Origin of the sequence: Evtepia gabavorous (genome assembly GCF_003425665.1) — a bacterium.
GTDB lineage: Bacteria > Bacillota > Clostridia > Oscillospirales > Oscillospiraceae > Evtepia > Evtepia gabavorous.
Genome location: NZ_QQRQ01000002.1, coordinates 193,099 through 204,670, shown reverse-complemented (window position 1 = coordinate 204,670; position 11,572 = coordinate 193,099). Strand labels below are relative to the sequence as shown.

At 61.4% G+C, this 11,572-nt stretch carries 10 protein-coding genes, 1 tRNA gene and 1 riboswitch; of the genes, 3 read left to right on the top strand and 8 right to left on the bottom strand.

Annotated features, from left to right (window positions below):
- Positions 1-386: 386 nt before the first annotated feature.
- The 4 genes from DV520_RS02610 to DV520_RS02595 form a co-directional block, all read right to left on the bottom strand.
- On the bottom strand, positions 387-1,043 hold the full coding sequence (locus DV520_RS02610) for a hypothetical protein (RefSeq protein ID WP_117141681.1): 657 nt from the start codon (positions 1,041-1,043) through the stop codon (positions 387-389).
- A gap of 130 nt (positions 1,044-1,173) precedes the next feature.
- On the bottom strand, positions 1,174-1,686 hold the full coding sequence (locus DV520_RS02605; RefSeq protein ID WP_117141680.1) for a hypothetical protein: 513 nt from the start codon (positions 1,684-1,686) through the stop codon (positions 1,174-1,176).
- Between the two features lie 31 nt (positions 1,687-1,717).
- A complete protein-coding gene (locus tag DV520_RS02600; RefSeq protein ID WP_021919772.1) occupies positions 1,718-2,074 on the bottom strand; it encodes a hypothetical protein in 357 nt (118 codons plus the stop codon).
- Between the two features lie 284 nt (positions 2,075-2,358).
- Positions 2,359-3,741 (bottom strand): citrate synthase, encoded by a 1,383-nt coding sequence (locus DV520_RS02595; RefSeq protein ID WP_021919773.1) that lies wholly within the window; start codon positions 3,739-3,741, stop codon positions 2,359-2,361.
- Positions 3,742-4,072: 331 nt separating this feature from the next.
- On the opposite strand from DV520_RS02595, the gene DV520_RS02590 reads away from it, so the two are divergent.
- Positions 4,073-6,316 carry a hydratase gene (locus tag DV520_RS02590; protein ID WP_117141679.1) on the top strand — a complete coding sequence of 748 codons (2,244 nt, stop codon included), beginning with the start codon at positions 4,073-4,075 and terminating at the stop codon, positions 6,314-6,316.
- Positions 6,317-6,326: 10 nt separating this feature from the next.
- Complete coding sequence (locus tag DV520_RS02585; RefSeq protein ID WP_021919775.1) at positions 6,327-7,544, top strand: NADP-dependent isocitrate dehydrogenase; 1,218 nt, start codon at positions 6,327-6,329, stop codon at positions 7,542-7,544.
- A gap of 93 nt (positions 7,545-7,637) precedes the next feature.
- Here the strand turns inward: DV520_RS02585 and DV520_RS02580 are convergent, their stop codons facing one another.
- Complete coding sequence (locus tag DV520_RS02580; protein ID WP_117141678.1) at positions 7,638-8,981, bottom strand: acetyl-CoA hydrolase/transferase family protein; 1,344 nt, start codon at positions 8,979-8,981, stop codon at positions 7,638-7,640.
- Complete coding sequence (locus tag DV520_RS02575) at positions 8,978-9,418, bottom strand: MaoC family dehydratase (protein WP_021919777.1); 441 nt, start codon at positions 9,416-9,418, stop codon at positions 8,978-8,980. The genes DV520_RS02580 and DV520_RS02575 overlap by 4 nt, the downstream gene beginning before the upstream one ends.
- Before the next feature lie 140 nt (positions 9,419-9,558).
- On the opposite strand from DV520_RS02575, the gene DV520_RS02570 reads away from it, so the two are divergent.
- The gene (locus tag DV520_RS02570; protein WP_021919778.1) at positions 9,559-10,494 is read left to right on the top strand and encodes an AraC family transcriptional regulator; all 936 of its coding nucleotides are present in this window, start codon (positions 9,559-9,561) and stop codon (positions 10,492-10,494) included.
- Between the two features lie 62 nt (positions 10,495-10,556).
- Here DV520_RS02570 and thiT read toward each other — a convergent pair whose 3' ends face one another.
- Both thiT and DV520_RS02560 read right to left on the bottom strand, forming a co-directional pair.
- Complete coding sequence (thiT, locus tag DV520_RS02565) at positions 10,557-11,120, bottom strand: energy-coupled thiamine transporter ThiT (protein WP_021919779.1); 564 nt, start codon at positions 11,118-11,120, stop codon at positions 10,557-10,559.
- 63 nt (positions 11,121-11,183) lie between these two features.
- Positions 11,184-11,297: riboswitch (TPP riboswitch) on the bottom strand.
- Positions 11,298-11,398: 101 nt separating this feature from the next.
- Positions 11,399-11,474: transfer RNA gene (locus tag DV520_RS02560), tRNA-Thr, on the bottom strand.
- Positions 11,475-11,572: the final 98 nt, after the last annotated feature.

Genomic DNA, 11,572 nt, shown 5'->3' with positions numbered 1-11,572 from the left:
CCGCCACGCCGTCAGCGGGCAGGTCCAGCAGGCGGGAGGTCTTCTCCCGAAGACTGATTTTCCGGGGGGCTCGCTCCTGCTCCCAGTCCTCCATCTGACTTCCTCCTCCCCAGTGTGTCGTGTTTCTATGCCTATGCGCCAGCCTCCCCGACCTTGCCTGTCCCCACCAAAAACAGCCGCCTACACACAGCATCCCCCTGGGCCGGCGTTATGCCGGCCCAGGGGGATGCAAAATACTTTCTTTCAGGTTGATTCCGTCAAAGGGTACTGCCATGCGGCCCGCTTCTGACTGCCATGGGGTTTCCCCGCAGGACAAACAGAACACACTGTTCCTCCTGTTCTCCCGCCCACAGTTCTGCTGAGGGCCGTGGGGAAAGCGGCGGGAATTACTCCCCAGCGGGCAGGGTGTACAGATAGCTCACCGGCTTGGTGCTGTCGTCAAAGTTTTTCAGGCTGCCGGTGACAATCAGGTTGTTGTCGTCCTTCCACTTGACCATCACCAGCTCCGGCGCCTTGGCTGCGTCCTTCTCTCCCTCCTGGCCCGCGGTCTGAATGGACATCTCCGGCAGCTCCAGTTTGGACTCCTCCCTGGTGGCCAGGTCCACTAAGGTGACGTTCCAGTCAGTGGAATCGGCGCTGGGAATCCAGGCCACCACCAGCTTGCTGCCATCGGGGCTGAAGAACTGCTGCCAGCTGGTCACCAGGCCGCTTTTGAACTCATAGATGGTGCTCAGCGCACCGTCGGCATAGGTGGCCACGGTAAAGCCGTCCAGATATTCGCCTTCCCGCTCTCCATAGAGAATTTTGTCCCCGTTGATCTCCACCCGGGTGTTGTCCCCCACGGTGAAGTCCTCGGGCAGCGTCCAGTCCTCGGGGATGGGGCCTTTCAGGTCCTCCGCGCCATAGCTCTGCAGGTCGCTCAGCTCCACTTCCTGCTGGGTCCAGGTTCCGCCGGCCAGGGTTCCGCCGCCGCTTCCGCCGCAGGCGCATAAGGCCAGGGCCAGGACCAATGTTAGGGACAGGGCAAGTAATTTCCGTTTCATCATAGTTCCTCCTCAAACGATTCTCGTCAATCATCCATCCGTTTCTCTCACGCTCTTAGCATACCAATCTTTCCAACATCCGTCAATAGATACCAGCATTCTCCAGCCTTCCCGAGCTGGTCCGCGCCGTTCACAGGCTCTCGCCGGACAGAGCCCCATGGATCTGCGCCAGAACGTACGCCTCCAGGTCCTGAGGCTGGAGCACCTGCGCCGCCAGGGCCAGGCCGCCGCCATCCCGGGGATAGCTGACCCCCCTGCGCTGGCCGCCGCCCACCTGGAGCGCCACCACCTGGTAGCTGTCCTCCGTCCGAAAGTGGATGTACATATTGGGCCGGCCCTCCAGGGCCTTATGGGCCGGGCAGAGGGTGTTTTTCTTATGGAGGGTGGCCATGTGGTCCACAATGGCCCGGGCCGTCTGCCGCTCCACCATGGTTTTGGGCTTCCAGCGGACCATGCCATGGGTCCCGCTGTCCACTTGGATATACAGCAGCTCCGTCTGCACCGGGTTCTCCACCAGGGGGGCCGGAATCCATAGCCAGGCCGCCGCCACCAGCAGGGCGGAAAGCGCCAGCATCAGTCCCGGTTCCCACCAGGCCCGCCTGATGTTCCGGATGCCTGTTCGGATTGTCTGTCTCAGCTCCATGAGGCCTCCTCTCCTTTGGGTACTTCCTCTGTCATGGCACGCTTTTCTCCCCCGGCAGGGCCAGCCTCTGCCGGACGGTCTCCACCACCCAGCGCAGCAGCAGGACCAGCGCGGTCTCCCCCACCCCGGGGCCAATCCACAGGGCCGCCGTGGCGCCGCCGCCCTTCCAGAAGGAGAGAATTTCCTGCAGGCTGACGCCGCCCCAGCGGAACCACTGCCAGCTCAGCATCCCCACCAGGGCATAGAGGGGGAAGAAGCAGAGGATGCCCAGCACCTCGCTGAGCACAATGCCCCGCAGGGCCTGCCACAGCGGCTTTTTCCACGTCAGCAGCAGCGCAAACAGCGGAACCGAATAGAGCAGAACCGCCACAGCAATCCATTCTTTCACAGAAAAAGCCCCCCTTCGCTTTCCCACCCTTCCCGATCAGCCCTGTGTTCTTCCCATTTTATCCAAGGTCTATTGAGAGGATGTGAAAAAAGTCTTAAGAAAATCTTATGTTTCCTCCGGGATTGTCCCACAGAAAAACGCCCTTTATTATATAAACGTCTGAGCCTGTCCTTTTTTGACACATTTTTTAATTTTTTTAAGTTTTATAGTTTCTAAACCGGCAGATTCGCTCTTTTTCCGCAAAAAAAGAGCGCGGACACCGGTCCGCGCTCTCTGTCTGGGTCTCAAAGCTGGAAGTTGTAATGGGAGGGCCGTGCCTCAATGGGATCATAGTGGGCCCGCTTGATCACCGCCCGGTACGCCGGACGCATGATCCGATGACAGGTGACCACCTCTTCAATCCGGTTGGCGCACCAGCCGGCAATCCGGGCGGAGGCGAAGAGGGGGGTAAACACATCCTCAGGGATGCCCAGCATGGTGTAGACCAGGCCGGAGTACATATCCACATTGGCACACATGGGAATCTCCGAGCCCGTCTTGGCCTGGATCATGGGAATGCCCATCTCCTCAATCTTCTCCAGCAGCTGGAAGTCCTCAGCGTAGCCCTTGATCTCCGCCATGTGCTTGGCGTACTTTTTCAGCAGCACCGCCCGGGGGTCGGAGATGGTGTAGACCGCGTGGCCCAGGCCGTAGATCTTGCCGGAGTGGTCCCCCGCCTCCTTATTCAGGAGCTTGGCCAGGTAATCCCGGATGGAGCCGTCGTCCTTGGGGTTCACATTCTCTTTGACATACCGGAACATCTCCATGACCTTGGCGTTGGCGCCGCCGTGGAGAGGACCCTTCAGGGACCCCACCGCCCCGGCGATGGCGCTGTAAGTATCCGTCCCGCTGGAGGACAGGGCCCGGCAGACAAAGGTGGAGTTGTTGCCGCCGCCGTGCTCTGCGTGGACCATGAGCATCATGTCCAGCAGGTGGGCCTCTTCCTCCGTGTACTTGGTGTTGGGGCGGATCATCCGCAGAAAGTTCTCCGCCGTGGACAGCCCCTCCATGGGGAAGTGGATGTGGAGAGAGCCCCCTTCAAAGTAATGGCGCTTCACCGAGTAGGCGTTGGCCACGATGCTGGGGAAGGCCCCCACCAGCTTCACCGACTGGAGCAGGATATTGTCCAAGGAGGTGTCGTCCGGGTTTTCATCATAGGAGTAGAGGGACAGCACGCTCCGGGCCAGCTTGTTCATGATATTCCGGCTGGGATTTTTCATAATCATGTCCTCGGTGAAGCCGTTGGGCAGCTTCCGCGCCCGGTTCATGATCTCATTGAAACGGTCCAGTTCCCCCCGGGAGGGCAGATAGCCCATGAGCAGCAGATAGGCCACCTCTTCAAAGCCAAAGGTCCCCGCCTGCCGGTGGGCCTCCACGATCTCATTGAGCTCAATGCCCCGGTAATACAGCTGGCCGGGTACCGGAATGCGGACACCGTCCTCAATCATGTACCCCAGCACCGAACCCACCCGGGTGACGCCGATGGGCACGCCGGTTCCGTCGCTGTTTCTCAGGCCCCGCTTGATGTCCCCTCGGTAGAGCTCTTCCCCGATGTGGTATTCCTGTTCAATGCGGTGGCTCAGGGAACCTGTGTATTGTTCCAGGATCCCGGTCCCATTCTTCTCCATAGCATGGTTCCCCTTTCCTCGGCGGTGTCAATTTCCCAGTTTTTCCTGGGTTTTCTCTTTGGTTTTCTGGCTGCCTTTGTTCTGTTTATTATACCGCGCCCGCCCCTCTCATGCAAGAAAAAATTCCTTCCCGTCATTTCTTTTGGAAAATTTGCTCGATATTTCGCACTTTTCCCTGCATTTTAGTTCACCCTGCAAGAAGTTCAAAAGTTGATTCTTTTTCCTTTGCTTCCCGGTCGGATTGTGCTATACTTGTATGTACCCATATTAATATAAAAAACCTGGCAATATGGGGCCCAGAATACTTTCCCAGGAAGGGTGTCGATACGATATGATTACATTACAGTCCGCCGGCGTCCGCTGGCAGAAGGGGACCCCGGTCCCCGCCTCCGTGGCCTCTCCCGCTGACCGGGAGAAGACCATGGCCTATCAGATTTTCCGCCGCCACAACCAGCGGGAGGAGGCCGGTCAGCTCCACCTGAAGTTTGACAGCCTCATCTCCCACGACATCACCTACGTGGGCATCATCCAGACCGCCAAGGCCAGCGGCCTGAAGGAGTTCCCCGTCCCCTACGTGATGACCAACTGCCACAACAGCCTGTGCGCCGTGGGGGGCACCATCAACGAGGACGACCATGTCTTCGGCCTGTCCGCCGCCATCAAGTATGGCGGCAACTTCGTCCCCGCCAACCAGGCGGTCATCCACCAGTACGCCCGGGAGATGATGTCCGGCTGCGGGCGGATGATCCTGGGGTCCGACAGCCACACCCGCTACGGCGCCATCGGCACCATGGGGGTGGGCGAGGGCGGCCCGGAGATCGTCAAGCAGCTGCTGAAAAACACCTATGACATCGCCTCCCCCCAGGTGGTGCTGGTCTACCTCACCGGCTCCCCCGCCCAGGGGGTGGGCCCCCACGACGTGGCCATCGCCCTCTGCGGCGCCGTGTATAAAAACGGCTTTGTGAAGAACAAGGTCCTGGAGTTCGCCGGCCCCGGCATCGCGGGCCTGCCCATGGACTACCGCATCGGCATCGACGTGATGACCACCGAAACCGCCTGCCTGTCCTCCATCTGGGAAACCGACGGCGCGGTGGAGGAGTACCTGGCCATCCACGGCCGGCCCGAGGCCTATGAGGCCCTCCATCCCCAGGAGGGCGCCTATTATGACAGCATGATCACCATTGATCTGTCCAAGGTGGAGCCCATGGCCGCCCTCCCCTTCCACCCCGCCGAGGCCTATCCCATCCGGGAGCTCATGGCCAACCCCGGCGACATCTTCCGGGAGGTGGAAAAGCGGGCCGCCGAGCAGTTCGGGGGCAAGGTCAACCTCTCCCTCACCGACAAGCTGGTGGACGGCAAGGTCGTGGTGGACCAGGGGATCATCGCCGGCTGTGCCGGGGGGATGTACGACAACATCGCTGAGGCCGCCGCCATTTTGGACGGCCACGACGTGGGCAGCGGCTACTTCTCCCTGTCCATCTATCCCCCCTCCGTGCCGGTGAACCTGGAGCTCATCCAGAACGGGGTACAGCAGTCCCTGCTCCAGGCGGGGGCTCTCTTCAAGCCCTGCTTCTGCGGCCCCTGTTTCGGCGCCGGGGACGTACCCGCCAACAACGGCCTGTCCATCCGCCACACCACCCGGAACTTCCCCAATCGGGAGGGCTCCAAGCCCGGCGATGGCCAGCTGTCCGGGGTGGTCCTCATGGACGCCCGGTCCATTGCCGCCACCGCCCGGAACCACGGGGTGCTCACCCCCGCCACAGAAGCGGACTACGTCCCGCCCAAGCAGGGCAAGCGGACCTTTGACACCCAGGTGTATGACCGCCGGGTCTACTTCGGCTTCGGCCACCCCCAGCCTGAGGCAGCGCTGAAGTTCGGCCCCAACATCGCGGAATGGCCCCCCATCCCGGCTCTGGCGGACAACCTGCTCATGCAGGTGGCCTCCGTCCTCCGGGACCCGGTGACCACCACCGACGAGCTCATCCCCTCCGGGGAGACCTCCTCCTACCGGTCCAACCCCATGAAGCTGGCCTCCTTCGCCCTGTCCCGCCGGGACCCTGACTACGTCCCCCGCGCCCTGGACACCCAGGCTCTGGAGACCGCCCGGCAGGCCGGTTCCCTGCCCGCCCAGGTCCAGGAAGCCCTGGAGAAGCTGGGACAGGGATCGCTGGCCCCCGCCGCTTTCCAGATCGGCTCGGTGATCTTTGCCAACAAGCCCGGCGACGGCTCGGCCCGGGAACAGGCCGCCTCCTGCCAGCGGGTGCTGGGGGGCTGCGCCAACATCTGCTATGAGTTTGCCACCAAGCGGTACCGCTCCAACTGCGTCAACTGGGGCATGCTCCCCTTCACCCTGGCCGAGGGAGACGCGTTCACCTGCCAGCCCGGGGACTTTATCTATGTCCCCGATGTAAAGGCCAAGGTGCTGGCGGGGGATGATACCTTCCCCGCCCTGGCCCTCTCCGGCGGCACCGTCACCCCCCTCACCCTCTATTTGAAGAATACCACCGGGGAGGAACGGGAGCTCCTGCTCACCGGCTGCCTGATGAACCACTACGCCGCCCAGAACCAGGGCTGAGGAGGAAGCCATGGAGAAAATCAAGATGCAAAACCCCATCGTGGAGATTGATGGGGACGAGATGACCCGGATTCTCTGGGCCATGATCAAGGAGGAGCTCATCCTCCCCTTTGTGGACCTGAACACCGAATATTACGATCTGTGTCTGCCCAACCGGGACGCCACCGACGACCAGGTCACCGTCCAGGCGGCCGAGGCCATCAAACACTGGCACGTGGGGGTGAAATGCGCCACCATCACCCCCAACCTTCAGCGGATGGAGGAGTATCACCTGAAAAAGATGTGGAAGTCCCCCAACGCCACCATCCGGGCGGCCCTGGACGGCACGGTCTTTCGTGCCCCCATCCTCATCTCTAAGGTGAAGCCTGTGGTCTCCTGCTGGAAAAAGCCCATTACCATCGCCCGCCACGCCTACGGCGACATCTACAAGGCCGTGGAGTATCGGGTCCCCGGCCCTGGCAAGGCGGAGATGGTCTTCACCGACGAGGGCGGCAAGGAGCTCTCCCGTCAGACCATCTTTGACTTCAAAGGCCCCGGCGTCCTCCAGGGGATGCACAACCGGGACGACTCCATCCTCTCCTTCGCCCGGTGCTGCTTCACCTATGCCCTGGAGGTGGGCCAGGACGTGTGGTTCTCCTCCAAGGATACCATCTCCAAGGACTACGACCAGACCTTCAAGCTCCTGTTCCAGAAGGTCTATGAGGAGGAGTTCCAGGACAAGTTCCAGGCCGCGGGCCTTCACTACCGTTACGCCCTCATCGACGACGTGGCCGCCAAGGTCATCCGGTCCGAGGGGGGAATGATCTGGGCCTGCAAGAACTACGACGGCGACGTGATGAGCGACCTCATCGCCGCCGCCTCCGGCTCCCTGCCCATGATGACCAGTGTGCTGGTGAGCCCTGACGGCAACTTCGAGTATGAGGCCGCCCACGGCACCATCACCGACCATTACCGCCGGCACCAGAAGGGAGAGGCCCTGTCCTCCAACCCCCTGGCCACCATCGCCGCCTGGGCCGGCGCCCTGAAAAAGCGGGGTGAGTTGGATGGCAACGCCGCCCTGGTCCGCTACGCCGACTGCCTGGGGCAGGCCGGCCTGGACGTGTTCGAGGAGGGCTACCTCTCCGAGGACCTGGCCAGCCTGTGCGACCCCAAGGAGCTCAAAGAGATGCCGGAGAACGGCAAACTCATGAAGCTCATCCGCGCCCGGCTGGAGACCCTCCTGGCCTGAGAAACCCACAAAACACGACAGCAGCCGTCCGGCTCATGCCGGATGGCTGCTGTTTTCCTTTCAGGTACGTTTTTCCCTCCCGGCCGGCGGACATCAGAAATACAGCAGCCGGTTGGCCTGCCGCCGCAGCTCTGCCCGGAAATCCGGGTGGGCCACGGCGATGAGGTTTTCCACCCGCTGGCGCACTGTGCGCTGGCGGAGCTTGGCCACGCCGTACTCCGTGACCACCAGATCGGTTAAATTGCGGGAAACGGAGACAATGGCCCCCGGGTCCAGGGTGGGGACGATCCGGGAGAGGGTCCCCTGCTTGGTGGTGGCCGTCTGGGCCAGGATGGCCCGGCCGCCCTTGGCATGGTAGGCCCCCCAGGCAAAGTCCGTGGCCCCCCCGGTGCCTGAGTGCTGGTAGGGGCCGATGGACTCGGCGCACACCTGGCCGGTGAGGTCAATCTGCAGGGAGGCGTTCACCGAAACCACATTGTCGTTCCGGGCGATCACATAGGGGTCATTGGTGTACCGGCTGCGACGGACCGTCAGGCGGGGATGCTGGTCCACAAAATCATAGAGGAAATGGTCCCCGGAGATAAAAGAACCCACCGTAATGCCCCGGTCGATGGTTTTACACCGGTTGGTCACCGCCCCGCAGGCCATCAGGTGGGCCATGGCAGTGCCGATCTGCTCTGTGTGGATGCCCAGATCATGCTTCTCCATCAGGTGAAAGCCAATGGCGTTGGGGATGCCCCCGAATCCCAGCTGGATACAGTCCCCGTCCCTCATCAGGTCGGAGACATAGCCGGCAATGGTCTCCTCCCTCTCCCCGATGGGCGGGTCCTGGAGCTGGAAGATGGGCTCATCCACCTCATACACCACATCCGCCATAGAGATCGGCAGGGCACTCTCCCCCCAGACCATAGGGGCCCGGGCATTGACCTCAAAAATAATCTTGTCCGCCCGGTAGACGTGCTCCAAGGTCATAATCAGGTCGCAGCTCAGGTGGACATAGCCGTGCCGGTCCATGGGGGAGACCTGGGCCACAAAGACGTTGGGGGGCAGGCACCGCCGGACCTCCTGCCCATAGTTGTGCTGGTTCACCGGGAAATAGGAGTACAGCCCGCTCCCCCGGGCGGCCACGGACCACCGGTCAAAGAAAAAGGTATGGTGGCGAAAGCGCCCCGCCAGCGCCGGGTCCCGGGTCACAGGGTAGTCGTACCGGCTGATGGTGTTCCAGCAGTCAATCCCCTTCTCCAGCCGGGGGGCGATGGTGTGCAGGTGTTCCAGGAACACCTTGGGCTCACTGCCGTGGGTGGACCAGGTCAGGCAGTCCCCGTCGTCGATCCAGTCCAGGGCATCCTGGACCGTGCCCAGGCGCTCTCGGTAGAGGGCCCCGGGAGACTTGCCCCGATACGCGCCCCGGAGATAGGCCTTCTGCCACTTGTTCATGGTCCCTTCCCCTCCTCCACCGGATCAATGACCTTCATGTAGTGCAGGCAGGTGAGCACCGTCTCCCCTCGCTGGTTGGTCATGACGCACTGGCCGGTGGTTTTCCGGCGGGCCTCGTTGACCTCGGTGATCCAATAGGTGGCGGTGATGGTGTCCCCGAAAAAGACGGGCTTCAGGAATTTCACCTGGTCATATCCCATGGCCAGAATGTCATGGCCGCTGTCCACCCCCGCCATGCCGCTGACGGTGGAGCACAGGCTGAAGGTGAGGCAGCCGTGGACCAGGCGGGTCCCATAGGGCATCCGTTTGCAGTACTCCTCGTTCACATGGGCGGGGAACAAATCTCCAATGATCCCGGCAAAGAGGTACACATCACTCTCGGCAAAGGTCTTGGTGAGGGTGAACTTTTTTCCGATTTCAAAATGCAGGCTTCCCATGCCGCAGGCCTCCCTTTCCTCCCCCAGATGATTTTCCTTGCGGGCCGGGGGGTTCTGTGATAGTATCATAGCATCCATTTGGAAAAATCACATCGGATAATTTCCCAATATTCTGGTACTTTTTCACAAAGGAGACCGCTATGCAAGTCACGGAAATCCTGACGGACCACACCCTGATGGCCCTGGAGCTCCGGGGGGCGCCGGAATACCCCATTCGGTTTTACCTGGACATCATGGACCAGTTTGACCGGGCCGGCATCCACTGGCACTGGCATCCGGAGCTGGAGTTCAACGTCATCACCCGGGGCACCATGGAGTACTACGTGGAAAACGAGCACCACACCCTCACCGCCGGCCAGGGCATCTTCAAAAACGCCAACATCCTCCACATGGCCCAGCCCGCCTCCCACACCCCGGACGCGGAGATGTTCTCGGTCATCATGGACGCCGCCTTCCTGGCGCCGCCTCAGAGCGTCATTTACCAAAAATACGTGGCCCCCTTCCTGGGCAGCCAGGGGCTCCGCAGCCTGTGCCTCTCCCCTCAGGTCCCCTGGCAGCGGCAAATGCTGGACCTGCTCCGCCAGTCCTACGCCCTGAGCCAGACGGAGACGGGGGCCTATGAGCTGCACATCCACCGCCTGATGTGCCAGGTGTGGCAGGCCATCGCCGAGCACGCTCAGCAGCTTCCCCGCCACGACCTCACCGCCGCCCAGCGCACGGACCAGGTCCGGGCCAAGCAGATGATCGCCTTCCTCCAGACCCACTTTCGGGAAAAGCTCACCCTGGACCAAGTGGCCCAGGCGGCCAGCGTCAGCCGGAACACCTGCCTGAGCTGCTTCCGCCGGGTCCTGGGCCTGTCTCCCATGGAATACCTCACCCAGCGCCGGCTGGAGTACGCCCTGCACCTGCTGCTCACCTCTGATCTCCCGGTGGCCCAGGTGGCGGAGGCCTGCGGCTTTGGCGACGCCAGCTACTTCGGCAAACGCTTTCGAAAGCAGATGGGACTCACCCCCTCTCAGTACCGGCACCGGCATCCCGCCACCCGGCAGCCTTTCCCCGCCAACGGAGACCTGTAACAGAAGGCGTCTCTCCCTGCAAGAAACCGCCTGCGGAAGGCTCCGCAGGCGGTTTCTTCTTATTATTCCGTTGTTTTCCGCAAGTCCGCGCCCGTGAGATACTGATGCATGGGCCGGAAGAGGAGGGCAAAGATCACCAGGCACAGCAGGGTGTCGATGAGCATGTAAAAGCCGTTGTACAGCAGGGAGTACAGCCAGGGAGAGGTCATGGTCATTCCAAAAAAGGCATCGGGCATGTACATGGCCCAGACCGTGGCGCCCACCACCCAGTGGACCACAAACCGGGCCGCGCCCCCCAGGACCGTCCCCAGGAAAATCCCCTTTTCCCTGCCTCTTCCCAGGCCCGCCAGGCCCAGCACGGTAAAGGCCACCAGGTAATCCCCCAGAATGGACTGCCAGCTGATGGCAAAGCCCCCGTCAAACATCACCTGAAGCAGGCCGTAGGCAAAGCCCGCCACCAGCCCCCAACGGGTCCCCCAGCGCACGGCAAAGAGAAAAATGGGCAGCATCCCCAAAGTGATGGACCCGCCCCAGGGCATCTCCCACAGCTTGAGCATACTGAGAATCTGGGCCAGAGCCACCAAAATGGCCCCTTCACAAAGCATTTGCAGTTTTCGATTACGCATTCCTTCATTCCTCCTGTTGGTTGGTGAGGAAGCCACAAAAAAAGCCCCCCAAGCACCATGCCTGGAAGGGTCCTTCTGAGGGGTTCCTACGCCGGCATTATCCGGATCAGGTTCCTGGGTCAGGGCGGCATTACGCCCTTTCTCAGCCGGCATGCGCCAGCTCCCCATTCAATTGTTCTTTTATTATAGTCCACAGCCAGCAGCGTTGTCAAGGGTAACGTCCCAGTCCATGGAGCCCCACACAAAAAGCGGTGCGTTCTATCTGAACGCACCGCTCTTGGAGCTACTGGCCGGACTCGAACCGGCGACCTATTGATTACGAATCAATTGCGCTACCAACTACGCTACAGTAGCAAATGGTAGAAATTATTTTATCACAGAAGTCCCCTTTCGTCAACCCCTTTTTGCTATACCAGTTGTATACCAGGGCGGAATCCCCATTTTCCAAGGAT

What these genes read in the sequence shown, in the direction of transcription:
- DV520_RS02610 (WP_117141681.1), bottom strand. Translation starts at nt 1,043, where the DNA reads ATGAAACGGAAATTACTTGCCCTGTCCCTAACATTGGTCCTGGCCCTG.
- DV520_RS02605 (WP_117141680.1), bottom strand. Translation starts at nt 1,686, where the DNA reads ATGGAGCTGAGACAGACAATCCGAACAGGCATCCGGAACATCAGGCGG.
- DV520_RS02595 (WP_021919773.1), bottom strand. Translation starts at nt 3,741, where the DNA reads ATGGAGAAGAATGGGACCGGGATCCTGGAACAATACACAGGTTCCCTG.
- DV520_RS02590 (WP_117141679.1), top strand. Translation starts at nt 4,073, where the DNA reads ATGATTACATTACAGTCCGCCGGCGTCCGCTGGCAGAAGGGGACCCCG.
- DV520_RS02585 (WP_021919775.1), top strand. Translation starts at nt 6,327, where the DNA reads ATGGAGAAAATCAAGATGCAAAACCCCATCGTGGAGATTGATGGGGAC.
- DV520_RS02580 (WP_117141678.1), bottom strand. Translation starts at nt 8,981, where the DNA reads ATGAACAAGTGGCAGAAGGCCTATCTCCGGGGCGCGTATCGGGGCAAG.
- DV520_RS02575 (WP_021919777.1), bottom strand. Translation starts at nt 9,418, where the DNA reads ATGGGAAGCCTGCATTTTGAAATCGGAAAAAAGTTCACCCTCACCAAG.
- DV520_RS02570 (WP_021919778.1), top strand. Translation starts at nt 9,559, where the DNA reads ATGCAAGTCACGGAAATCCTGACGGACCACACCCTGATGGCCCTGGAG.
- thiT (WP_021919779.1), bottom strand. Translation starts at nt 11,120, where the DNA reads ATGCGTAATCGAAAACTGCAAATGCTTTGTGAAGGGGCCATTTTGGTG.